Origin of the sequence: Luteimonas sp. 9C (genome assembly GCF_902506295.1) — a bacterium.
Classification (GTDB): Bacteria; Pseudomonadota; Gammaproteobacteria; order Xanthomonadales; family Xanthomonadaceae; genus Luteimonas.
Genome location: NZ_LR733312.1, coordinates 165,598 through 190,091 on the forward strand (window position 1 = coordinate 165,598; position 24,494 = coordinate 190,091).

At 69.7% G+C, this 24,494-nt stretch carries 18 protein-coding genes; 5 read left to right on the forward strand and 13 right to left on the reverse strand.

The features are described from left to right. Positions 1-14: 14 nt before the first annotated feature. The 10 genes from CURTO8I2_RS00785 to CURTO8I2_RS00830 all read right to left on the reverse strand — a co-directional run bounded on the left by CURTO8I2_RS00785 (position 15) and on the right by CURTO8I2_RS00830 (position 15,319). Positions 15-1,499: an FAD-dependent oxidoreductase gene (locus CURTO8I2_RS00785; protein ID WP_159677853.1), complete on the reverse strand. Its 1,485-nt coding sequence runs from the start codon at positions 1,497-1,499 to the stop codon at positions 15-17. Further along, positions 1,496-5,962, reverse strand: coding sequence for a glutamate synthase large subunit (gene gltB / locus CURTO8I2_RS00790; RefSeq protein WP_236550959.1), 4,467 nt, complete (start codon positions 5,960-5,962; stop codon positions 1,496-1,498). The genes CURTO8I2_RS00785 and gltB overlap by 4 nt, the downstream gene beginning before the upstream one ends. A 270-nt stretch (positions 5,963-6,232) precedes the next feature. Then, entirely contained in the window at positions 6,233-6,799 is a 567-nt protein-coding gene (locus CURTO8I2_RS00795) for a Sua5/YciO/YrdC/YwlC family protein (RefSeq protein WP_159677854.1), read from the reverse strand. 10 nt (positions 6,800-6,809) lie between these two features. After that, a complete protein-coding gene (locus CURTO8I2_RS00800) occupies positions 6,810-9,386 on the reverse strand; it encodes a DNA topoisomerase I (RefSeq protein ID WP_159677856.1) in 2,577 nt (858 codons plus the stop codon). 143 nt (positions 9,387-9,529) lie between these two features. Continuing rightward, positions 9,530-10,447, reverse strand: coding sequence for an RDD family protein (locus tag CURTO8I2_RS00805; RefSeq protein WP_159677857.1), 918 nt, complete (start codon positions 10,445-10,447; stop codon positions 9,530-9,532). 63 nt (positions 10,448-10,510) lie between these two features. Next, on the reverse strand, positions 10,511-11,479 hold the full coding sequence (locus CURTO8I2_RS00810; protein ID WP_159677859.1) for an RDD family protein: 969 nt from the start codon (positions 11,477-11,479) through the stop codon (positions 10,511-10,513). A 63-nt stretch (positions 11,480-11,542) separates the two neighbouring features. After that, positions 11,543-12,277: a pilin gene (locus CURTO8I2_RS00815; protein WP_159677861.1), complete on the reverse strand. Its 735-nt coding sequence runs from the start codon at positions 12,275-12,277 to the stop codon at positions 11,543-11,545. A gap of 138 nt (positions 12,278-12,415) precedes the next feature. After that, on the reverse strand, positions 12,416-12,889 hold the full coding sequence (locus CURTO8I2_RS00820) for a DUF494 family protein (protein WP_159677862.1): 474 nt from the start codon (positions 12,887-12,889) through the stop codon (positions 12,416-12,418). 33 nt (positions 12,890-12,922) lie between these two features. Then, entirely contained in the window at positions 12,923-14,074 is a 1,152-nt protein-coding gene (gene dprA / locus CURTO8I2_RS00825; protein ID WP_159677864.1) for a DNA-processing protein DprA, read from the reverse strand. A gap of 87 nt (positions 14,075-14,161) precedes the next feature. Further along, positions 14,162-15,319 carry a LysM peptidoglycan-binding domain-containing protein gene (locus CURTO8I2_RS00830; protein WP_159677866.1) on the reverse strand — a complete coding sequence of 386 codons (1,158 nt, stop codon included), beginning with the start codon at positions 15,317-15,319 and terminating at the stop codon, positions 14,162-14,164. 135 nt (positions 15,320-15,454) lie between these two features. Between CURTO8I2_RS00830 and def the strand changes: the two genes are divergently transcribed. The 4 genes from def to CURTO8I2_RS00850 all read left to right on the forward strand — a co-directional run bounded on the left by def (position 15,455) and on the right by CURTO8I2_RS00850 (position 19,165). Then, positions 15,455-15,973 (forward strand): peptide deformylase, encoded by a 519-nt coding sequence (def, locus tag CURTO8I2_RS00835; RefSeq protein ID WP_159677867.1) that lies wholly within the window; start codon positions 15,455-15,457, stop codon positions 15,971-15,973. Positions 15,974-16,079: 106 nt separating this feature from the next. Next, positions 16,080-17,006 carry a methionyl-tRNA formyltransferase gene (fmt, locus tag CURTO8I2_RS00840; RefSeq protein ID WP_159677869.1) on the forward strand — a complete coding sequence of 309 codons (927 nt, stop codon included), beginning with the start codon at positions 16,080-16,082 and terminating at the stop codon, positions 17,004-17,006. Position 17,007: 1 nt separating this feature from the next. After that, positions 17,008-18,303, forward strand: a complete 1,296-nt coding sequence (gene rsmB / locus CURTO8I2_RS00845) for a 16S rRNA (cytosine(967)-C(5))-methyltransferase RsmB (RefSeq protein ID WP_159677871.1) — start codon at positions 17,008-17,010, stop codon at positions 18,301-18,303. 28 nt (positions 18,304-18,331) lie between these two features. Further along, positions 18,332-19,165, forward strand: a complete 834-nt coding sequence (locus CURTO8I2_RS00850; protein WP_159677873.1) for a glycosyltransferase family 2 protein — start codon at positions 18,332-18,334, stop codon at positions 19,163-19,165. A gap of 61 nt (positions 19,166-19,226) precedes the next feature. Here CURTO8I2_RS00850 and CURTO8I2_RS00855 read toward each other — a convergent pair whose 3' ends face one another. Beyond that, a complete protein-coding gene (locus tag CURTO8I2_RS00855; RefSeq protein WP_159677875.1) occupies positions 19,227-19,991 on the reverse strand; it encodes a glycosyltransferase family 2 protein in 765 nt (254 codons plus the stop codon). 96 nt (positions 19,992-20,087) lie between these two features. Between CURTO8I2_RS00855 and CURTO8I2_RS00860 the strand changes: the two genes are divergently transcribed. Beyond that, entirely contained in the window at positions 20,088-21,020 is a 933-nt protein-coding gene (locus tag CURTO8I2_RS00860) for a glycosyltransferase family 2 protein (protein ID WP_159677877.1), read from the forward strand. On the opposite strand, the gene CURTO8I2_RS00865 is transcribed toward CURTO8I2_RS00860, so the two are convergent. Together CURTO8I2_RS00865 and CURTO8I2_RS00870 are read right to left on the reverse strand one after the other, a co-directional pair. Beyond that, positions 21,017-22,276 carry a PepSY-associated TM helix domain-containing protein gene (locus tag CURTO8I2_RS00865; protein WP_236550960.1) on the reverse strand — a complete coding sequence of 420 codons (1,260 nt, stop codon included), beginning with the start codon at positions 22,274-22,276 and terminating at the stop codon, positions 21,017-21,019. The genes CURTO8I2_RS00860 and CURTO8I2_RS00865 overlap by 4 nt on opposite strands. 9 nt (positions 22,277-22,285) lie before the next feature. Further along, positions 22,286-24,421, reverse strand: a complete 2,136-nt coding sequence (locus tag CURTO8I2_RS00870) for a TonB-dependent receptor (protein ID WP_159677879.1) — start codon at positions 24,419-24,421, stop codon at positions 22,286-22,288. Positions 24,422-24,494: the final 73 nt, after the last annotated feature.

Here is a 24,494-nt window from a genome sequence, read left to right on the forward strand (position 1 = left end):
GCGGCGCGCAGGCGTCAGGCGGCGTCGAGCGCCGCGCCAGCCGGTCGCGCGGCCTTGCGCAGCATGCGCGCGATGCTGGCTGCAGCGTCGCGGCCTTCCTGCACGGCGGTGACGACGAGATCGGCGCCGCGCACCGCATCGCCACCGGCGAACAGTTTCGGGTGTGCGGTCTGGTAGGGCAGGCGACGTTCGCCGCCGACGCCGATGCGACCGTTTCCTTTGGACTCCACGCCATGCGTGGTCAGCCACTCCGGCACCACCGGCGAGAAGCCGAACGCGATGATCACCACGTCGGCGTCGAGCAGCGATTCCGTGCCGTCGATCGGCACCGCGGCGCGGCGGCCGTTGGCGTCGGGCTCGCCGAGCTCCGTTTCGACCACGCGTACGCCAGCCACATCGCCGGCCGCATTGGCGTCCACGCCCAGCGGCTGGCGGTTGAACAGGAAGCGCACGCCTTCCTCGCGTGCGTTGCCGACCTCGCGCGCCGACCCGGGCATGTTGGCCTCGTCGCGGCGATAGGCGCAGGTCACGCTGGCCGCGCCGAGGCGCACGGCCGAACGCACGCAGTCCATGCCGGTGTCGCCGCCGCCGAGCACGACGACGCGCTGGCCTTCGAGGTTCGGCAACGTGAGCGTGGTTTCCCAGCCGGCGACCGGACGGCCCCAGGTGTCGCCGCCGGTGACGATGCGGCCGTTGTGCACGAGGAAGGGCAGTGCCGGCAGCACGCCGGGCAGATCCTGTCCGGGCAGGCCACCATCGGTGTAGCGATAGGCGCCGGTGCCGACGAACACCGCGTCGAACTCCTCGAGCAGCGCCTCCATCTGCACGTCGCGCCCGATCTCGACGCCGAGGCGGAATTCCACGCCCATGCCTTCGAGCACGGTGCGGCGCGTTGCAATCACCGACTTGTCGAGCTTGAAACTCGGGATGCCGAACTGCAGCAGGCCGCCGATCTGCTCGTAACGATCGAAGACGACGGCCTGGATGCCGGCGCGCGCGAGCCGGTCCGCGCACGACAGGCCCGCAGGCCCGGCGCCGATCACCGCCACACGCTGGCCGGTGGCCACGACCTTCGACAGATCCGGTCGCCAGCCCTGCGCGAACGCGGTGTCGACGATGTACTTCTCGACCGCGCCGATGGTCACCGCACCGAATCCGTCGTCGAGCGTGCACGCCCCTTCGCACAACCGGTCCTGCGGGCACACGCGGCCGCACATCTCGGGTAGCGGATTGGTCTCGTGGCACAGTGCCGCGGCTTCGAGCACGCGGCCTTCCTGCACAAGTTTGAGCCAGTTCGGAATGTAGTTGTGCACCGGGCACTTGGCTTCGCAGTACGGATTGCCGCAGTCGAGACATCGATCGGCCTGATGCGCGGCTTCGCGGGCCTCGAAGCTGCCGTAGAGCTCGTTCCAGTCGCCATCGGTGCGCAGGGTGAGCGGCACCTTGTCGGGCATCTCGCGCGGTTCGTTCAAGAACCGGAACACGTCGCGCTTCATCACGCAGCTCTCCTCAGATCTTCGGCGAGTGCTTCGAGACTCGCGGCCTTCGGCTTGACCAGCCAGAACTTGCCGACGAAATCGCGGAACTCGTCGAGGATGCGACCGCTCCATGCGCTGCCGGTCAGGCGTGCGTGGGTCTCGATCAGATCGCGCAGGTGCGAGCGGTAGTTGTCGAAGGCCTCGGGCGTGACGCGCAGGATGTCGATCAGCTCGTGGTTGTAGCGGTCGACGAAATCGCGATCGAGATCGAGCACGTAGGCGATGCCGCCGGTGAAGCCGGCGCCGAAGTTCAGGCCGATGCGGCCGAGCACCGCGACCGCGCCGCCGGTCATGTATTCGCAGCAGTGATCGCCGGCGCCTTCGATGACCGCGACTGCGCCCGAGTTGCGCACGCCGAAGCGTTCGCCCGCGCGGCCCGCGGCATAGACTTCGCCGCCGGTCGCGCCGTACAGACAGGTGTTGCCGAGGATCGGCGTATCGCGGGATTCGAACACGCTGCCCGCGGGCGGGCGCAGCACGATGCGACCGCCGGCCATGCCCTTGCCGACGTAGTCGTTGGCGTCGCCTTCGAGATCGATCTGCAGGCCGCCGGCGTTGAACGCACCGAGACTCTGGCCGGCCGTGCCGCGCAGACGCAGCGTGACCGGGCGATCGCCCATCGCGGTATTGCCGTGGTGGCGTGCGATCAGGCCCGACAGGCGCGTGCCGATGCTGCGGTCGGTGTTGCGGATCTCGAAGTCGAACGTGCCGCCTTCGCCGCGTTCGATCGCCTTCGACACGCGCGCCTCCAGCGCCGCGGCCAGGCCATCGGGCGGCGCCTGCAGCGCCGGCGTGCCGCAGTAGGACAGCGGCTTGTCCGGATCGCGGCGCAGCAGCATCGACAGGTCGATGTCGACCGCGTCGCGAGTGTGGCGCAGGTGCTGTTCGAGCAGATCGGTGCGGCCGGTGATCTCGCCCAGCGAACGCACGCCGAGCGCGGCCAGATGTTCGCGCACGTCCTCGGCGACGTTGCGGAAGAACGTCTCCACGCGCTCGGGCAGACCCTTGTAGTGGTTCGCGCGCAGGCGCTCGTCCTGCGTGGCCACGCCGGTCGCGCAGTTGTTGAGGTGGCAGATGCGCAGGTACTTGCAGCCCAGCGCGATCATCGGCGCGGTGCCGAAGCCGAACGTGTCGGCGCCGAGCAGCGCGGCCTTGATGACGTCGAGGCCGGTCTTCAGGCCGCCGTCGGTCTGCAGCAGCACCTGGCCGCGCATGTCGTTGAACTGCAGCGCCTGGCGCGCTTCCGAAAGACCCAGTTCCCAGGGGGCGCCGGCGTAGCGGATCGAACCCAGCGGGCTGGCGCCGGTGCCGCCGTCATGGCCGGAAATCGTGATCAGATCCGCGCCGGCCTTGACCACGCCGGCAGCGATCGTGCCGACGCCCGCGTGACTGACCAGCTTGACCGAGATCAGCGCGTCGGGGTTGACCTGGCGCAGATCGAAGATCAGCTGCGCGAGGTCCTCGATCGAATAGATGTCGTGATGCGGCGGCGGCGAAATCAGGCCGATGCCGGGCTTGGCGTAACGCAGGCGCGCGATCAGCGGATTGACCTTGCTGCCGGGCAGCTGGCCGCCTTCGCCGGGCTTGGCGCCCTGCGCGACCTTGATCTGCAGCACTTCGGCATTGATCAGGTATTCCGGCGTGACGCCGAAGCGGCCCGATGCGATCTGCTTGATCTTGCTGCGGCGCTCGGACCCGTAACGCTCGGGATCCTCGCCCCCTTCGCCGGAATTGCTGCGCCCGCCCAGACGGTTCATCGCAATCGCCAGCGCTTCGTGCGCTTCAGGCGACAACGCGCCGAGGCTCATCGCCGCCGAATCGAAGCGGCGCACGATCGACGCGACCGGCTCCACCTCGTCGATCGAAATCGGTGTCGCGGCCTTCGGGCGCAGCAGATCGCGCAGCGCAGCCGCAGGCCGTGTGTCGACGAAATCCGAATACCGCTTCCAGTCCTCGCGCGTCCCGGTCAGCACGGCACGCTGCAGCGAGGTCACCACGTCCGGATTGAACTGGTGGTACTCGCCGCCGTGCACATAGTGCAGCAGGCCGCCCGGCTCGGGCAGCGCGGCATCGTCCCAGCCCTGTTCGGCGAGATGGCGCGCGTCGGCTTCGAGGCGCGCGAAGCCGGCGCCGCCGATGCGCGACGGCGTCGCTTCGAAGCACAGGTCGACGACTTCGGGCGCAAGGCCGACGATCTCGAACAGCTGCGCGCCGCGATAGCTGGCGATGCTGCCGATGCCCATCTTGGACATGATCTTCAGCAGGCCCTTGCGGATGCCGCGGCGGTAGCTGCGGCCGAGCTGCAGATGTTCGTTGCCGACCTTGGTCGCCAGCACGCCGCGGCGGCCCAGCGCATGCAGCGTCTGGAACGCGAGATAGGGGTAGACGGCCGTCGCGCCGAATCCGATCAGGCAGGCGAAATGGTGCGGGTCGCGCGCGGTACCGGTTTCGATCAGCAGATTGACGTCGCAGCGCAGTCCGGTGCGCACCAGATGCAGATGGATTGCGCCGGTCGCCAGCAGCGCGTGCACGGGCACGGTGCCGCGCTTCGGGTACCGGTCGCTGAGCAGCAGGATCTCGACGCCCGCGCGGGTCGCGGCTTCGGCCTCGGCGCACAGGCGGTGCAGCGCGCCTTCGAGCGTTTCGGTGTCGGCGTCGAAGTACAGGTCCAGCAGCCGGTTGGATTCGGCGAAGCGCGGCAGTGCCAGCAGCTGGCGCAGCTTGCGCTGCGAGAGCACCGGCGAGTTCAGCAGTACGTGGTGCACGTTCTCGGCGCGGTCGAGAAAGATGTTGCCCTCGCGGCCGATCTGCGTGGACAGCGTCATGACCGCGCCTTCGCGCAGCGGATCGATCGGCGGATTGGTGACCTGGGCGAACGCCTGGCGGAAACAGTCGTAGAGCGGACGCACGCGCTGGCTGATCGCCGCCATCGGCACGTCGTCGCCCATCGAGCCGATGCCTTCCTGCTCGGTCTCGGCCAGTGGCCGCAGCACCGACTCCTGTTCCTCGCGCGTGAGCTGGAACAGCTTCTGGAACGCGAGCAGGGTGTCGGGCGCGAACGGTTCGGCGGCGAGCGCCGGGTCGATCAGTTCGGTGTGCAGATAGCTCATGCCGCGCTTGAGCCACTGCTTGTATGGCGCGCGCGCGCGGTTGACCGCGTCGATCGCATCGTTGTCGAGCAGCGTGCCGGTGGTCAGGTCGATCGCGATCATCTCGCCCGGGCCAAGCTTGCCCTTGGCCTGGACGCGCTCGGGCGCAACGTCCCAGATGCCGGCCTCGGAGGCGATCACGAAGATGCCGTCGCGCGACAGTGTCCAGCGCGCGGGGCGCAGACCGTTGCGGTCGAGTGTGCACGCGGCATGGCGGCCGTCGCACATCACCACGCCGGCCGGGCCGTCCCACGGCTCGGAGTTGATCGCGTAGTACTCGTAGAACGCGGCGAGATCGGCGTCCTTGTATTCCAGCGACTGCGTGGCCGGCGGCATCAGGATGCGCATCGCCTGCAGCAGGTCCATGCCGCCGAGCAGCATCCACTCGAGCATGTTGTCGAGCGTCTGCGAATCGGAGCCGTGCATGGTCACGGTCTCGTCGAACTCGCCGATGTCGAGCTGCGGCGACGCCCACACGCCGCGACGCGCCTGCGCCCAGCGCCGGTTGCCCTCGATGCTGTTGATCTCGCCGTTGTGCGCCAGGCGCCGGAACGGATGCGCCAGCGGCCAGCGCGGTAGCGTATTGGTCGAGAAGCGCTGATGGAACACGACGGTCTTGGCCGCGAGATCTTCGCGCCCGAGGTCCGGAAACAGCCGGGTCAGGTGGCTCGGCAACACCATGCCCTTGTAACCGAGCAGGCCGGGGGTCAGGCCGACGACGTAGAACGCTTCGTGTTCGCGCAATGCCTGTTCGGCGCGGCGACGGGCGAGATAGAGCGCGCGTTCGAAGGCCTGTGCGTCGTCGCCATCGGCGGTCACGAACACCTGTTCGATACGCGGCATCGAACTGCGCGCAAGTGCGCCGAGCGCGGCATCGTCGAGCGGCACTTCGCGCCAGCCGGCGACGCGCACGTCGACGTCGCCCAGCAGCCGGGTGAGCGTTTCGCGGCAGTGCGCGGCGCCGTCGGCCGCGTGCGGCAGGAACACCATGCCGGCGGCCCGGCGTGCGCCTGCGAATTCGAATCCGGCCTCGGCGGCGAGCGTGTCGACGAACGCATCGGCGGCGTAGAGCAGCACCCCGCAGCCGTCGCCCGAAAGACCGTCCGGGGCGATGCCGCCACGGTGCGCCATGCGCGACAGCGCCTGCAGCGCGCCATCGACGATTCCGCGCGAGGCGTCACCGCCGATCGTCGAAATCAGGCCGAAGCCGCAGGCGTCGCGTTCGTCAGCGGGGTCGTACAGACCCCGATCCGGGAGTTCCCGCATCGTCGTCATCGCAGTCCGTGGAGGGGTGCAGGGCCGGCGCGGGGATCGGAGCGCCAAGGTCCTTGCATCGCGACAACGCGTCCACACCGGGTCTCGACTAGAGCACAGTTTGTGCAGTGCGACAACCCGGTTTTCGCCGTGATTTCAGTTGCGGATGCAACCGCAGGACACTCGCTGCGCACGCGCGAACGTGCAGCGGAGTCAGCGCCCCGCACATGCACGACGTCGATGCGGCGGACGCGCCTCGTGGTGGCATTTCGGCCGCGACGCGGCCGCAGGTCAGGCCCGGACGAGATCGCCGGTCAGTGCATCACGGATGGTCGACGGCCCTGTGCGGCCACCGGTCCTGCCGTCGAGAATGCCGTCGACGCGTGCGCGCAATCGAATGTCGAGCGCGTCGCGTTCGGCGACCGCGGGTTCGCCGGTGAGGTTGGCGCTGGAGGAGACCAGCGCGCCGCCGAAGGCCGCGCACAGCGCCACGACATCGGCGTGCGCGCTGACGCGGACCGCGACGCTGGCATGGGCGCCGGTGATCCAGCCGGGCACATCCGCGCGCGCGGGCATCACCCAGGTATTGGGCCCCGGCCAGCTGCCGGTCACGCGGTCGCGCGCGGCGTCCGGGAGGCGCGTCCAGTCGACGATCGCATCGAGCTGCGCACATGCGCCGGCGATCAGGATCACACCCTTGTCGACCGGCCGCTGCTTGATGTCGAGCAGGCGCTCGACCGCATCGCGATCGAAAGGATCGCAGCCCAGGCCCCACACGCCTTCGGTGGGATAGGCGAGCACACCGCCGCGCGCGAGCAGCGCGGCGGCGGCGGGGATGTCGAGCACGGGCGCGGTCATGCGCGACGGATCAGAACGGCGCGTCGTCCGTGACCGGCGTATCGCTGCCGGCCTTGACCACCCGCTTCTTGCCCGGCGTGACCTTGGATGCGGTCAGCAGCGGCTTGGCCGGTTCGACCGCAGGCGCGGCCGACTTGGCGGTCTTCTTGGTCGCCTTTTTCGCGGTCTTCTTGGCGGCCTTCTTTGCAGGTGCCTTCTTGGTTGCGGCCTTCTTGGCAGCCGGCTTCTTCTCGGCCGGTGCTTTCTTCGCCGCGACCTTCTTCGCCGGTGCCTTCTTGCCGAAGCCCTTGCGCACCGGCTTGCCGGTTTCCTCGAGCAGCTTCGTCACGTCATCGAAGGTCAGCGACGCCGGCTCGCGATCCTTGGGGATCTTGCCGTTGAGCTTGCCGTCGCTGATGTAGGGGCCGAAGCGGCCGTTGAGCACCTGGATGTCGCTGTCCGGGAACTCCTTGATGATCCGGTTGCGCGCGATTTCTTCCTTCTCTTCGATCAGGAACACCGCGCGCGCCAGGTCGACCTTGTACGGGTCGTCTTCCTTCTTCAGCGACGCGTAGACGCTGCCGCGCTTGGCGAATGCGCCGAAGCGGCCGATGCCGACGCTCACGTCATCGCCCTTGTCCTGGCCGAGGATGCGCGGCAGCAGGAACAGCTCCAGCGCGTCCTCGAGCGAGATCGTGTGCATGCTCTGGCCCGGACGCAGCGACGCGAACTTGGGCTTGTCCTCGGCGTCCTCGGCCGTGCTGCCGATGGCGGCGTACGGCCCGAAACGGCCCAGGCGCACGCTGACCGGCTTGCCGGTCTTGGGATCGGTGCCGAGCTCGCGCGCGCCCGTCGCCTCGTTGCGGTCGACCGATTCCGACTTGTCGTCGACGAGTTCCTTGAACGGACCCCAGAACTTCTCCATCAGCGGGATCCAGTCCTCCTCGCCGCGGCTCACCGCATCGAGATCGTCCTCGAGCTTGGCGGTGAAGTCGTAGTCCACGTACCGGGTGAAGTGGCTGGACAGGAACTTCGACACCGCGCGACCCACGTCGCTCGGGCGGAAGCTGCGGCCTTCCATCTCGACGTACTTGCGGAACTGCAGCGTCTGGATGATCGAGGCGTAGGTCGACGGCCGGCCGATGCCGTATTCTTCGAGCGCCTTGACCAGCGCCGCTTCGGTGAAGCGCGGCGGCGGCTGGGTGAAGTGCTGTTCGGCGATGATGCGGTCGAGCGGCACGCGGTCGCCCGTCTTCATCTGCGGCAGCTTGCGGCCTTCGTCCTCGTCGTCCTTGCCCTTGGTGTCCTTGCCTTCCTCGTAGACGGCGAGGAAGCCGGGCACGACGACCGTGGTGCCGCTGGCGCGGAAGCTGTGCTCGCTGCCGGCCGCGAGATCCACCGACACGGTATTGAGCGTCGCTGGAATCATCTGCGAGGCCACGGCGCGCTTCCAGATCAGCTCGTAGAGGCGGCGCTCGTCGTCGGTGAGGAAGCGCGCGACCTGCGCCGGCGTGTGCAGCGCGGACGTCGGGCGCACGGCCTCATGCGCTTCCTGCGCGTTCTTGGATTTGGTCTGGTAGGTGTTCGGCTGGTCGGGCAGCGAGCTGGTGCCGTAGTCGCGCGCGATCACGTCGCGGATTTCGCTGATGGCATCCTGCGACAGGCTGACCGAGTCGGTACGCATGTAGGTGATCAGGCCGACCGTGCCCTCGTCGCCCAGCGAGATGCCCTCGTAGAGCTTCTGCGCGACCTGCATGGTCTTGCGCGTGGTGAAGCCGAGCTTGCGCGCGCCTTCCTGCTGCAGCGTGGACGTGGTGAACGGCGCGGCCGGGCGACGCTTGCGCTCCTTGGCGCCGACGTCGGTGACGTGCAGCGCACCCTGCGCGGCGGCCTGGATGCGGCTGCGCGCGGCCTCGGCGGTGTCGCCGTCGGTGACGGTGAACTGTTCGAACTTCTGTCCGTCGAGCTTGGTCAGGCGCGCGGTGAACGGCTGCACCTGGTGCGCGCACGCGGCGTCGATCGACCAGTACTCGCGCGCGATGAAGGCTTCGATCTCTTCCTCGCGCTCGACGATCATGCGCAGCGCCGGCGACTGCACGCGGCCGGCCGACAGGCCACGCTGCACCTTGCGCCACAGCACCGGCGACAGGTTGAAGCCGACGAGGTAGTCGAGCGCGCGACGCGCCTGCTGCGCATCGACCAGATCGCCCGCGATCGACCGCGGCTTGAGCATCGCTTCCTTGATCGCACGCGGGGTGATCTCGGTGAACACCACGCGCTGCAGGGTCTTGTTCTCGAGCAGGCCGCGCTCTTTCAGAATTTCCGCGATGTGCCAGCTGATCGCTTCGCCCTCGCGGTCCGGGTCGGTCGCCAGATAGATGTCGTCGGCGCCCTTGGCGGCCTTGGCGATCGCCTCGACGTGCTTCTCGTTCTTCTCGATCAGGTCGTAGCGCATCGCGAAGTTCTGCGTGGGATCGACCGCGCCTTCCTTCGGGATCAGGTCGCGCACATGACCGTAGGAGGCGAGGACGTGGAAATCCTTGCCGAGATACTTGTTGATCGTCTTGGCCTTGGCGGGCGATTCGACGATGAGGAGGTGCTTGGCCATGTCGGCGGGTCCGGGGCACGCCCGAGGGCGGCCCAACACAAAAGGTGAAGATGACGACGCCCGGGGACGGGCCCCGGGCGTCGGTTGCTTTTATAGTGGAATCACGGGCGGGGTGGCCTGTCAAGCGCCGCCGTGGCTGCCGGTCAGGAAAAGGCGGCGATTCCGAGCAGCGCGAACAGCAGCAGGCCCAGGCCGACCAGGATGCCGAGGAGCACGAGGACCACCACCGTCACCGTCCCCAGATCGCGACGCTGCCGGTCCGGCTGGTCGGTGAACGCCCACCGATCGACCACCAGGGTGTCACAGACCATGTCGTGCAGCGCCTGCTTGCGCTGGGTAAACGCGGCCATCAGGAAGCCGATCATCAGGATCAGGCTGCTGAGGATGGTCGCGAGGTAGCGGCCGACGCCGCGCCCGAACGAGATCCGCGCGCCGTCGAGACGCACCACCTTGATGCCCACGGCCATCTTGCCGGGCGTCGCCATGGCGTAGGCGGCGTGGAACCAGGCGAAATACAGCGTCGAGAGCACCAGCGACACCGTGTTGACGACGATCTGTTCCATCCAGATGCCCCGACCGAAGCCCCCGACGCCGAGCAGTTCGTAGATCAGCCCGCCGACCAGCGCACTGGCGATGCCCAGCAGCAGGGCATCGATGGCATAGGCCGCCAGACGCTTGCGGAAGCCGGCCAGCACCACGTCTCCGCCTCGGGTCACGGCGTCCGCCCGGGCCACGTTGGCCGTCGGCGGTGCATAGGGCGAACCCGCCGTGCCGGTGCCGGTGATGTCCGTCACCGGCCGCCAGCCGGCGTCGGGATCCGCAGGCGCGGACGCGTCGACGGCGGGCGCCACCGGTTCCAGTGCCCAGGCCTCGAGCCCCGGGGCGCGCGCGATTCCGAAGGCCTGAGCCAGCGTCCGGAACGGCTGCCAGTCGGCCATGCCGTCGCGCCAGACGAGGGTGTCGTCGCCGACGATGCCGTCGTCGCGGAGCTGGCGCAGCGCGTCCCCGGTCACCGGGCCATGGCGGGTGTTGCGTGCGTCGGCGTAGTACCAGTCGTGCATCGGGGAACGTCCCTGTGTTGGGTGGTTGGGAAGCGCGGCACGCCTGGCGCGGCGTGCGCTGGATCAGAACGCCGCGGCAATGCCGGCGAGGACGACGAAGCCCACGCCCAGCAGGATCAGAACGCCCCAGATCACGAGGACCACCGTGGCCACGGTGCCGAGTGTGCGCTGCTGGTATTCGGGATGCTCGGTGTACGCCCACTGGTCGACGACGTAGGTGCTGGCCACCATGTCGTGCAGACCCTGCTTGCGCTGGGTGAACAGCGTGACCAGATAGCCGATGTAGAGCGTCAGATAGTTGAGCAGATGCGACGCCCAGCGCCCGAGTGCGCGGGCGCGGGTCATGCGGGTGCCGTCCAGGTCGACCACCTTGATGCCCACCGCCATCTTGCCCAGCGTCGCCTGGCGCGCGGACGATTCCATCGTCACGAAATACACCGCGCTGATCAGCGGCCAGGACAGGTAGACCGCGACCATCAGCACGACGGTGCCGATACCGAAATCCGGCGCGCCGCTGCCGAGCTGGCCGAGCGCGCCGCCCAGGCCGAACAGCAGCACCGCCACGAGGATGATCGCGTAGTAGACGGCGGTGAGCAGCAGCGAGTCGATCAGCAGAGCGGCGGCGCGCTTGAGGAAACCGGCGTCCACCACCTCGCCGCCCTGGACGACGGTCGCCGCTCGCACCACGGGCGCGACCGGCGGCGTATAGGGCGATGTGGCATCGGAGGCGTCATCGTCCGTCCGCCAGGCGGCGTCGACGGCATCCAGCGGGGCCGCGGATGCGTGCGATGACGCGCCGGGCGGTGCCCCAGCCGCATCTCCCGATACGGTCGCGGGTGCGTCCGGTGCGTCCGGACCGGCGACGCCCAGTTCGTGCGCCAGCGCGCGCAGCGGCGTCCAGGCCTCCAGTCCGTCGCGCCACAGCAGCGTGTCGTCGCCCAGCGTGCCCTGCTGGCGCAACTGCAGGAGCGCGGGCGTCGTGATCGGTCCCTGGCGGGTGTTGGTGGTGTCGGCGTAGTACCACTCGGTCATCGGAAACGGGTCCTTTTCGATCGTTGCATCCAGCTGCGTGCGGCGGCGCCGGCACGTCAGGTGTCAGGTCCGGCACGTGGCCGGCAGAAAGCGTCGCGCGACGGTGCCGCTGCAGGTCCACTGGCCGGCGGCGGGATCCAGCCACCAGGTCAGCGTCTCGCCATCGATCGCGACATGGTCGAATCCCTGCAGCCGGATGACGATCCCGCAGCGGTCGCCGGCCGCGACGGAACGCGCACCCGGGTCCAGGGTGTCCTGCGTCGTCAGCACATCGGCGACGCGCGGGTGGGCAAGCAGGCCGGCGCGCGCGGCATCGACCTCGACGCTGGAGAACGCAGCGCGATCGGCGCCGGGCACGCGGCTGGACGTGGTGATCGGGCAGGGGCGACCCTCGAGCCGTGCGGCCTGCACCGTCAGCTGCAGCGGCGTTGCGTTGGCGGCCACCTCGAGCACGCCGGATCGCGCGCGATAGTCGGCATAGGCCGGCACCGCGATCGCCGTGAGGATTCCCAGCACCGGCACGGCCAGGCCGGCGAGCACGAGAGCGACGATCCAGATCCAGTGCAGACCGCGGCGCGGCGGCGCCGGCATGGCGGCGCGAGGCAGGGGCGGCGGCACCGGAGGAAGACCGAGCTGGGACGCCATCGACGCCAGCGGCGCCCAGTCGGCCATGCCGTCGCGCCAGACGGGCGTCGCGGCGTGGATGCGGCCCGCCTGCAACAGGCGCACCAGATCGTCGGCCCGCATCGGGCCGGTGCGCCCGCCGTCGGGCGTCGCATGGAACCAGGTGTCCGCCATCGGTGATCCTGCCGGGCCGGATGTCGGCCACTCCCCCGTGTTCATCCTACAACCGCGCGCCGGGCGGCCCAAGCCACTCAAACGCGACAGGCGCCCGGGTGGGCGCCTGTCGGTGTCGTCTTCGCACGCGACGGTGCGTCAGTGCACGGGCTCGGGCTCGTCGGCGAACATCTGGGTTTCCATCCAGGCATAGGCCGCTTCGCTGCCGGGCTGGTTGAACAGCACCATCAGCACGACCCACTTCAGATCGTCGAGATCCAGCTCGTCCTGATCGAGCGCCATCGCCCGGTCCAGCACCAGCTCGCGCTGGTCGGCATCGAGCACGCCGTGCTGTTCCAGGAACATCAGAAAGCCACGGCAGTCGACGTCCAGGCGGTCGAGCTCCGGGCCGGAGAACACGCGGGTCGGGCCGTCGGCACGCACCGCCGGCACGGCCGGACGCTGGTCGGCCAAGGCGTCGAGCCAGTCGAAGGCCTTGCTGACTTCCGCGGGACTGAAACCGGCCTGGAGCAGGCCGCTCTGGAGGGAATCGCGATCACGGACGAGGTCCGCATCCTCGGTGAAATAGTGTTCGAACAGGTACAGCAGCACATCCAGGATGCTTTCTTTCATTTCCCCTCGGCCTGCGCCCTTGGGCGCGTCGTGTCAGGACTTTCGGGAATACCGACCGTGCAGCAGGGCCACACGTCCATCCAGCTCCATGGACAGCAGCATGGCCGAGGCCCGGGCGACCGTCAATCCGCTGCGCGCGACTAGTTCATCCATACCGGTTGGGTCATGCCCGAGGGCTTTCCACAACCGGTTGTAGTCCGGGTCGCCGCTGTCGGACCGGGGTGCGGCACCGCCGTCAGCCGTGTTCAGTATCGTCTCGACGCTCTGGATGGGGGCGCCGAGCCGCGCGTGCAAGGCATCGGCCAGGTCGCCGGCGATCGCCGACAGGGCGCCGGTCACCTCTTCTGGTGCCTCGACCAGGGTCGCGCCGTCGCGCAGCAGGCGGTGGCAGCCGCGGGCCATCGGGTTGTGGATCGAGCCGGGAATCGCGAAGACCTCGCGGCCGGCGTCCGCGGCCAGCCGCGCGGTGATCAACGCGCCCGAGCGCTGCGCGGCCTCGACCACGAGGGTGCCGAGCGCGAGGCCGGCGACGATGCGGTTGCGGCTGGGAAACTGCTCGCGCCGTGCTGGCGTGCCGGGTGGATACTCGCTGGCCACGGTGCCCGCCTCGACGATGCGCGCGTGCAGGCGCAGGTTCGAGCGCGGGTAGGGCACATCGATGCCGCTGCCGAGTACGGCGACGGTCTCGCCACCGGCATCGAGGGCCGCGGTGTGCGCGGCCGCGTCGATGCCACTCGCCAGACCACTGACGACGGACAGGCCGTCGTGCACGAACCGGCGCGCGAACAGCGCCGCGTTGTCGCGCCCGCCTGCCGTCGGGGCGCGGCTGCCGACCACGGCCACGCCGGCGCGCCACAGGCGGCAGGGGTCTCCCTCGACGAACAGCGCCAGGGGCGGTGCCTGCATGCGCCTGAGCAGTGGGGGATAGTCGGGATCGTGCCAGCCGATGACATGGCGGGTGGGCGCGTCGGCCTGCCATCGCCGCCACTCGTCCACGACCGCGGCCGACCCGGACAGCGCCGCGCGTTGCGCGGCGTCGAGACCGGCGTCGCGCCAGGCCGGAGCGCCGCCTGCCAGCGCGGCGGCCGGGCCGTCGGCATGGTCGAGCAGGCGGCGGCGCGGGGCCGCGGCACCGCCGGCGTGGATCAGGCGCAGCAGCGCGTGCAGATCGGCATCGTCATCCATGCAGGCAGCGTAGGCCGCACATGAAAACGGCACCCGAAGGTGCCGTCGTCTGATGCCGTCGGGAAAGCCCGCAGCGCGGGCCGGCCCTTACTGTTCGGCGTCGGGATGCTTGAGCGTGTAGCCGACACCGGCCGGCTTCTCGCCTTCCATCACCAGCGCGTAGCTGACGAAGTCGAAGGTCAGGAAGACCATCGCGTGCGCGGCGTACTCGTCGGGCAGACGGTCACGACGCGTGCCCGCGTTCGGCGAGTCGGTGATGCGCGACGTGTTGGGATGGTTCACCCGGTCGACGACGTGCGAACCGGTGCGCCAGACCGAGAACACGGTGCCGTTGTCGACGCCGTTCTGGTGGCCGGCCGAAATCGCGATGACATCGCGCGGGCCGCCGGTGACCAGCATGTCGGCGACGCCGATCACGCGGGCATCGGCCGAAAGCGCATCGGCCGACGGCGGGTGCGGGAAGAACTGCAGGTCGTAGGGCTGCGGATTCACCGGTACGACGCGGTCGCCGGCACGGGCCTCGTAGCCGTCGTTGTCCAGGGCCAGCGCGGCGGTGTCGCTTTCCGCGGTCGGACCGTGCACCACCGTGCCCACGCCCATCTGCACCATCTCGTAACCGAGGAAGGCATCCTGCTGGCGCGACCTGGGCTGGGTCTGTGCCCACAGGTTGCTTTCGCCCGGGATGCGGGCGCCGCGGAAGTCGAGGTCACGCGAACGCCGCGCCCCGTAGAACTCGGTGGCGGCGCGCAGTACGGCGTAACGGTCGCCCGGTCGCGCGTTCTCCAGACCCTTGACGTAGATGTTGCGGTCGACGCTGCCGCGCAGACGGCCATCCTCGTAACCGAGCACGTGCGGCAGGGTGTCGAAGTCGAACACGATGCGGCGGTTCTTGAGGAACGGCTCGACGTCCGACAGCGGAATCGCGTTGATCGGCGCGGCGTCGACCGGGCGCGGGCCCGGACGCATCGTCACGCGGTTGAGATACGCCAGGCTGATCACGTCGCCCGGGTAGATCAGATGCGGATTCGCGATCTGCGGATTGGCCTGCCAGATTTCCGGCCACAGCCACGGCTTGTCGAGGAACCGGCCGGCGATGCCCCAGAGGGTGTCGCCGCGGACCACGACATAGGTCTCTGGATGATCGCCGCGCATCTGCTGGGCAGCTGCGAACGTGGTGACAGTCAGCAACGCGACGGCGCAGCCCGTGCGGAACGACCTTGAAAGGCGTTGAAGCGTGCCGGCCATCTACCTGCTCCCCTTGGATTTTTCCCCTTGCAGCGGCGCAATATAGCCTGAAAGGTCCGCGCGGACGCAAGTGCGCGACACGTTACAATGCGTGCGTCCTCCCTGCGGCTGTGACCGCGTTCGCTCTTCGACCCCATGGCCCTGCTCGAGATCCTCGAATACCCCCACTCCCGTCTGCGCAAACTGGCCGAGCCGGTCGCGGCCGACCGGTTCGCCGATCCGGCGTTCCAGCGCCTGCTCGACGACATGTTCCAGACCATGTACGAAGCACCCGGCATCGGCCTGGCTGCGACGCAGATCGACACGCACGAGCGCTTCATGGTCATCGACGTGACCGAAGGGCGCGACCAGCCGCTGGTGTTCGTGAATCCGGAAATCCGCGACAGCTCGGCGGATCTGCGCGTCCACACCGAAGGCTGCCTGTCGATCCCGGGGATATTCGCCGACGTGACCCGCGCCGACGGGATCACCGTGACCGCGCTCGATCGTCACGGCAAGCCGTTCGAACTCAGCGTCGACGGCCTGCTGGCGACCTGCGTGCTGCACGAGATCGACCATCTCGACGGCAAGCTGTTCATCGATTACCTGTCGCCGCTCAAGCGCGACCGCGCGCTGAAGAAGCTCGAGAAGCTGCGCAAGGACGAGCGCGGCTGAGTCGATCGCCGCGCGCGGCGCCGATGGATCCGACGGCGCGCGCCGCGTCAGCGCGCGCCGTCACCGCGTCACGCCGAGGCAGTACGCCTTCCAGGACACCACGCTTATGAAACTCGTCTTCGCCGGTACGCCGGATTTCGCCGTGCCCTCGCTGCTCGCGGCCGATGCGCGCCATGAAGTGGTCGCCGTCTACACCCAGCCCGACCGCCCCGCCGGCCGTGGCCGCGCGCTGACCGCCTCGCCGGTCAAGCAGATGGCGCTCGAGCGCGGGCTGACCGTCCACCAGCCCGAACGCCTGAAGGGCGCCGAGGTGCTCGACACGCTGCGTGCGCTCGAACCGGACCTGATGATCGTCGTCGCCTACGGCCTGCTGTTACCGCAATCGGTGCTGGACATTCCGAAGTACGGCTGCTGGAACGTGCATGCCTCGCTGCTGCCGCGCTGGCGTGGTGCCGCGCCGATCCAGCGCGCCATCCAGGCCGGCGACACCGAGACTGGCGTCTGCCTGATGCAGATGGAGAAGGGGCTCGATACCGGCCCGGTGCTGCTGCGCCAGGCCACCCCGATCACGCCCGACGACACCGGTGGCAGCCTGCACGACCGTCTTGCCGCGCTGGGCGCCCAGGTTCTGGGCGACGGCCTCGGCCTGTTGCGCGCCGGCATGCAGCTCGGACCGGCGGCCCAACCCGACGTCGGCGTCACCTATGCGCACAAGCTCGACAAGGCCGAGGCGCGGCTGGACTGGACACGCCCGGCGCGCGAACTCGCCGACACCGTGCGTGCGTTCACTCCCTGGCCGGTGGCGGAAGCGGATGTCGCCGGCGAGCGCCTGCGCATCCATGGCGCGAGCCTCGCGCCGCTGGTGCACGGCCGGGCGCCGGGCAGCGTGCTGGCCGCCGGTCGCGCGGGCATCGTGATCGCCTGCGGCGAAGGCGCGCTGCGTCTGCAGCGCGTGCAACGTGCCGGCGGCCGCGCGATCGACGTCGCCGACTACCTCAACGCGCGCAGCGACCTGCGCGGCGCGGGCGCCTGACGTGGACAACGGCGCGCAGGCGCGACTGGCGGCGGCCCGCGTCATCGACGCGGTGCTGCATCACGGGCGTTCGCTGAAGGCCGAACTGTCCACGGCCCTCGCGGGCATCGACGACGTGCGCGACCGCGCGCTGGTCGAAGCGATGGCCTTCGCGGCCGTGCGCCACCAGGGGCGCTATGCCGCGGCACTGTCGCGCTGGATGCCGCGTCCGCCCGGCGCGCGCGATGCGCCGCTGCGCGCGCTGCTCTACGCCGGCTTCGCCCAGCTCGACCCGATGGGGCTGCCGGCGCACGCCGCGCTCAACGCCACCGTCGATGCCGCGCGCTTGCTGGGCCGTGCGCATCAGGCCAACCTGGTCAATGCGCTGCTGCGACGCGCGCAGAAGGACGGTCTGCCCGCCGCTGCCGCCGATGCCGCATGGCCGGCGTGGCTGCTCGCCGAAGTGCGCGCCGACTGGCCGCAGGACGTCGAGGCGATCCTCACCGCCAGCGCTGCCGCGGCGCCGCAGTGGCTGCGCGTCAACACGCGTCGCGGCACGCGCGATGCCTACTACACGCGCCTGGTGCAGTCGGGCCTGCCGGCCGACGTGCCGGATGAAATGTCCGACGCGTTGCGGCTCGCGACGCCGGTGCCGGTCGATGCCTTGCCGGGCTTCGCCAACGGCGACGTGTCCATCCAGGATGGGGCCGCGCAGCGCGTCGCCGATGCGCTGAGGCCGGCGGCCGGCGCGCGCGTGCTCGATGCCTGCGCCGCGCCCGGCGGCAAGAGCGCGCATCTGCTCGAACGCGATCCTGCACTGCAGCTGCTGGCGATCGACATCGCCGCGCCGCGCGTCGCGCGGATCGAACAGACCTTCCAGCGACTGGGCCTCGGCGCACAGACGCGTGTGCGCACGGCCGATGCGCTCGAGGTCGCGCGCTGGTGGGACGGCACGCCGTTCGATGCCGTGCTGCTGGACGCCCCGTGTTCGGCGACCGGCATCGTGCGCCGCCAGCCCGACGTACTGCTGCACCGCAAGCCCAGGGATCTCGAGGCGCTGGCTCATCTGCAGGCGCAGCTGCTCGATGCGCTGGCCGCGGTCGTCGCGCCGGGCGGCACGCTGCTCTACGCGACCTGTTCCATCCTGCGACGCGAGAACGCCGCCCAGGTCGACGCCTTCCTCGCGCGCCATGCGGACTTCAGCCTCGCGCCGCTCGACGAGCGCTTCGGTCGCGACACCGGCGCCGGCCATCAGCGGCTGCCAGGCGAATCGGGCATGGACGGTTTCTTCTACGCGCGGCTGACGCGCCTGCGCTGAGCGCGCGGCGCTCGCTAGAATCCCCGGCATGCAGACGCCCGCCGCCAGCCTGATCATCAGCGCCTACAACAACGCCGACTGGCTGCAGCGGTGTCTGTGGGGGTATGCGCACCAGGACCGCAGCGATTTCGAAGTCATCGTCACCGACGATGGATCGGGACCGGCCGTGGGCGCGCTGATCGAACGCATGGCGCCGACGCTGCCGTTCCCGCTGCGGCATGTCTGGCACGAGGACGCGGGCTTCCGGAAGTGCACGATCCTCAACCGCGGCATCGAGGCCGCGCGTGCCGAGTATCTGATCGTCTCCGACGGCGACTGCGTGCCGCGCGCAGATTTCGTCAGCCAGCATCTGCGCCTGCGCGAGCCGGGCCGGTATCTCGGCGGCGGCTACTGCAAGCTGCCGATGGACCTGAGCCTGAAGATCGACCGGGATGTCATCGCGCGCGGCCTGCATACCGATCTCGACTGGCTCAAGGCCAACGGCCTGCCGCGCAAGAAGCGTTCGCTCAAGCTCTGGGCGCGCCCCGGCTGGCGCGAGCGCGTGCTCAATGCGACAACGCCGACGACGCCGCGCTGGGCCGGCAACAACGCCTCGGGCTGGAAGGCGGACCTCGTGCGCGTCAACGGGTTCGACGAGCGCATGACCTACGGCGGCGAGGACCTCGAGCTCGGCGAGCGGCTCGCGAATGCCGGTGTCACCGGCAAGCAGATCCGGTTCTCGGCGGTGTGCATCCACCTCGACCACGCGCGCGGTTACGTGAAGCCGGAAATGAAGGCGGCCAACCAGGCGATCCGCGATGCGGTGAAGGCCGGGCGGCTGACGTGGACCGAGTACGGGCTGGTGCACGGCCCGAAGGCCTGAGACCGAGCCAGGGGCGGGGTACGTGTGCGCTCCTAAAAAATGGAGTGTGCAGGCCGGTCGCTCAGGACAGCGCGCGCAGGTGCCGGTATTTCTCGAGTACATAGGCGGCCTGCGCCTTGTGGAAACGCCAGCCCGGCGCGCCGTCGAGAACGGCGCCGCGCAGCAGGTACTGCTTGAGCAGATACGCGGCCGCGTGCAGCGGGCCGTCGAGTGCGTGGGCACGCTTGCCCGCATCGCGCCGCTGCTGCGCCCACAGCGTGGCGTACTTCGACAGTTTGGTGACGTGCTCGGCGTGGCTGCGCGAGGTGTCGTGCTCGAAGTCGGCGTCGAGCTTCGCGACCGTCTTGCCTTCGAGATCCGGGCGTTCGTGCACCTGCGAGGGCAGGTAACGCCAGCCCGCGCGGACCAGCCGCTCCATCGGCTCGCCGCCGCGCAGGCGATGGCCGAGGAACCAGTTGCGGCGGGTCAGCAGCCACGCATCGGCGGTCTCGATACGCCCGTCCGCGAACAGCGTGCGGATCGTCGCGTCGGTGCCCGGCGACAGCCATTCGTCGGCGTCGAGCAGCAGCAGCCAGTCGTGTACGGCCAGCGTATTGGCGAAGGTCTTCTGCGCCGCGTAGCCCAGCCAGTCCTGGTGCACCACGCGCGCGCCGTGCGCGGTGGCGACCGCGACGGTGTCGTCGGTCGAGCCGGAATCGACGACGATCAGCTCGGCGCACAGGCCGCGCATCGAATCGAGGCAGCGGCCGATGCGGTCGCCCTCGTTCTTGGTGATGACGACGCCGGAGATCGGCAGGGGCGCAGCGGCGGGTACGGGGCTGGACATGCCGCGATTGTCGCCGATCACGCGGGCGGCGTCCGGGCGCGGCGGGGCGCGTTGGTATGATGCCGGCGCCGCATGCGCGGCGTCGCCGCGATGTCCATGACCGTCTCCATCCGACCCACCGTCAGCGTGCTCGTCTCGAGCTACAACTACGCCGCGTTCGTCGTCGAGGCGATCGAATCGGTGCTCGCGCAGACGGAAAACGCGCTGGAAATCATCATCGTCGACGACGGCTCGCGAGACGGCTCGCCCGAGCTGCTGCGCCGGCACTACGGCGACCATCCGAAGATCACGCTGATCGAACAGGCCAACGGCGGCCAGCTGCAGGCCTGGATCACCGGATTTACCCGGGCGCGCGGTGACATCGTCGCGTTGCTCGATTCAGACGACCGCTGGAATCCCGATTACCTGCAGCGCATCGTCGACGTTTACGCCGCGCGCCCAGAAGTTGATTTCGTCTACACCAACATGCAGTTGTTCGGCGATCTTGACGAGACCATGTTCAAGCCCGGCCCGGACCGCGACCTCGGCCTGTCGATCCTGCTCAACGCCTACTACCACCGCTTCCAGGGCGCAGCGACCTCGGCGGTGAGCCTGCGCAGCCCCTTGATGGCGCGCCTGCTGACCCTGCCGCCCGAGCGCGCCGCCGACTGGCTCTCACGCCCGGACGACTGCATCGTCTACGGCGCCGACATTCTCGGCGCGCACAAGGTCTACCTGTCCGACACGCTGGTCGGTCACCGCGAACACGGCAGCAATGCGCTCAAAGCCTTCGGGCCGTCGCCGTTGCGCGTGTACCGCCACGTCGTCGGCAGCGAGCGCATGCTCGAGTTCTACCGCCAGCAGGCCGGCATCACGCCGCGCTGGCTGCGCATGGCCAAGGCCGAGTTCCGCACCAAGCCCGCGCCGACGTTCTGGGAGCTGCGCGCCTACAGCTGGCTGCTGTTCCAGGCCCCGATGCCGATGGCCAAGCGCCTCGAGCACTGGGTCGGCATGGTGTCGCATTACCTGCGTTCGCGGCGCGCGCGCTAGGCGGCGCGCAGCGCGGCCAGCAGCAGCCAGACCCAGACGCACAGCAGCGGCACCCAGATCCAGCGCCAGCGCGCCATGCCGGTCCACGCCTGCCGCCAGGTGTTGCCCGGGAGGGCGTCCGCGCCGCCCCGGCGACGCGCCGCCGAGCGCAGGGCATCGGTGACGCGCAGGCCGTAGAGATGGACGCCGGTGGCGCACAGCGTGGTGAGCAGCGCGCCCGCCACGCACCACAGCCAGCGCACCGGCCAGCCGCCGAAGGTGCCGAAGTGCAGCGGGTCCGCCATCTCGGCGATGCGCTGGTGGATGCCCATGTCCCGGCCGTCGCGCTGGCCCGTCACGCCACGCGCCTGCAGGTCGTAGCCGACCGCATTCGCGCGATCGCGCACCAGCCAGGCCTGCGCCTGTCCGTCGAGCAGCAGACTGCGCGCGCTCACGTCGTGCAGGCCGCGGATCCGCAGCTGTGGCCACCGCTGTGCGATATCCGCGACCGCTTGGTCGATCGCCGCCGCATCGGCGGGTGCGGTCACGACCGCAGGCGTCGGCAGTGCGATGTCGGCGGCCGGACCGGCGCCGCCGCCGAGTGATTCGACCAGGTACCAGCCGCCGGTCAGCGCGATCAATGCGATGAACCACAGGCTCCAGACACCCGCCAGCCGATGCACATCGCCCCACAGCCGCCGCGGCCTGTCGGCACGCGGCCGACTGAAGAAGCCGCGCCACCAGCGCTTGTAGATGTACAGGCTGCTGACCAGCGTCAGCAGCAGCGGCAGCGACAGGGCCGACACCAGCGGCACGCCGATCTTCAGCGGCAGCATCAGGTGCCGGTGCGTGTTGCGCAGGATCCGCTGCGCGTTGAACCAGGTCGTGTCGCCGGTGACGCGGCCGTTGTAGGGGTCGACCCAGACGAAGCGGCGCCCGCCCTCGGGCAGCCGCATCACCGCGCGCGCGGCGAAGCGCGATGCATGCGGCGCGGACAGCGATTCGAGCGTCCAGTCCGGATACGCACGCTGCACCGCCGCCGTCATGTCGCCCCAGCTGGCGTGCTGCGCGCCGGGCACGACCCGCGCTTCGGGAAACACCAGCCAGTCGATCTCCTGCGACACCGTTGCCAGCGTGCCGGTGAGGCAGACGAACGTCATGAAGAGCGACAGCTTCAGACCGATCCAGCTGTGCAGGTCGAACCACAGGCGGCGTCCGCCACCGCCCGTCGCGGGTGCGGTGACCGTGCGCGGCCGGGCGAGGGTCGGGGTGCTCACGTGCGCCGGTCAGAACGTGTAGGCGGCCTGCAGGTACAGACGTCGCGGCTCGCCGGGGAAATGCCCGTTGCGGGCGATGAAGCCGCTGGCGGCGTAGACCCTGTCGAAGACGTTCTTGACGTTGGCCTGGAATTTCCACGACCGCCAGTGCGTCTGCCAGCTCACGTCGAACACGGTGTAGGGCTTGACCCGCTGGCCGTCGAGACTGACGCGTTCGCCGGTGTAGTCCAGGCCGAAGCCCAGCGCCGACGACAGCGCCGGCAGGTCGTGGCGCGACCACAGGCCCAGCTTGTTGCGCGGTGCGTTGGCGAAGCGGTCGCCGGACGCGTTGACGATGCCGGTGCTGCCGGCGTCGATTACCCGGGCGTCGTTCCAGGCGTAGGCGAGGTTGAGCACCCAGTGCGCGTTGACGTCGGCCAGCAGATCGAGCTCCAGCCCTTCGCTGCGCACCAGGCCCAATGGCGCGAGCTGGTTCACGCCGTCCACCACGGCGCCGGTCGTCTGCACGATGTTGCTGCGTTCGATGCGGTACAGCGCCGTGCCGAGCGTCATGCGACCGCCGGCCAGTTCGGTCTTCAGACCGGCTTCCCATTGCCGGCTGCGCTCGGCGTCGAAGGGCCCGCCGGCCGCGGGATCCTGGTTCGCGGTGGCCTGGGGCAGGAATCCGCTGGCGACGTTGGCGTAGGTGTTGACGGCGTCCGTCAGTGCGTAGGTGCTGCCCAGACGCCAGCTCACGTCCTGGCCGTCTGCCGACCGGCCACTGATCCGGTCCTCGTCGTCGAAGCCGTCCCACCGCAGGCCGGCGAGCACGTTCCAGCGCGGGCCCAGGGTGATCTCGTCCTGCACGTAGCCGCCATACCGCATCCCGCGCGTCCGCGTCGTCCGCCACGGCAGCCGGTCGAGGCCGTAGTCGAACCAGCCGCTGCGGCCGTAGGCCGGCGCGAACAGGTCGATGCCCGGCACCGGCCCCGGCGCGCTGGCGAGGTCGGCGCTGTTCGCGGTCTGCGCGGCGAAGTCCGCGTCCAGCCGGTAGGCATCCGCACCGAACAGCAGCTTGTGTCCCACGGCGCCGGTCGTGAACCGCCAGACCGCGTTGCCTGCCACCGTCAGACCTTCGTTGCCGCGGATCTGGTTGCGCAGCTGACGGGTCATCCACTCGGCGACGCCGTCGCCATTCCGGTCGATCAGGCCCATCGGCTCGTGATAGATCTGGTGTTCGCGGTTCTCGAACCAGCGCGCCGACAGGTCGACATCCCAGTCCGTCGATGGCGAGGCGCGGTACTGCGCCAGTGCCACGCGCGCGTCCATGTCGAGGAAGTCGGTGGCCTCGTTGTGGTTCCAGCGCCGATCGGTCAGGAACGTGCCGGCATCGTTCACCGGCACACCGCGCAGGCGGTTGCCGCCCAGGTTCTGGGTGATGTCGGTGAGTTGCAGCGTCAGCTCGCCGGTCTGTCCGAGGTCGAAGGCCACCGAGGCGTCGCCGATCCGGCTTTCGCTGTCCGCATTCCAGCGCACGCCCGCGTCGCCGTCGGCATGCAGGCCCAGCCGGTAGCGGACGCCGGGCGCGAGCGCGCCGGTGGCTTCGAAGGAGCCCGACGCATAGTCGGCGTTACCGGCGGCCAGTTCGATCCGGCGGCGCGCCTGCGCCTGCGGCTTGCGGGTGACGTAATTGATGACGCCGCCCGGCTCGCCGCCGCCGTAGAGCGCACCGGCCGGTCCCTTGAGCACTTCCACGCGTTCGATGTTGAACAGCTGCGGCACCGAGAAACCGGCGTAGGGATCGCCGCGCAGCCCGTCGTAGAGCACGTTTTCCTGCCGGAAGCCGCGCAGGGTCACGCCGGCATAGCTGAAGAAGCTGATGCCGCTGATGCTGCGGTAGAGATCGGTGACGTCGGTCGCGGCCTGATCGTCGATCAACTCACGGGGCAGCACCTGGATCGACTGCGGTACCTGCGACAGCGGTGTATCGGTGCGCGTGCCCACCGCCGCGTCGTCGCGACGATAGAGGCTCTGCGCGCGGCCGAGGACGCGGACGGTGTCGAGCTCGGTCGGCGCGCTGGACGGGGCGTCCTGCGCGGACGCGGCGAGCGGGGACAGGCACAGCGCCACTGCGACAGGCAGGACACGGATACAACGCAGACGCATGGAGGAGGCAACCGGGGCGGGGAGGCCTCATATGATAATGAATCTCATTGTCAAAAACAGCGGGCGGAGCCCT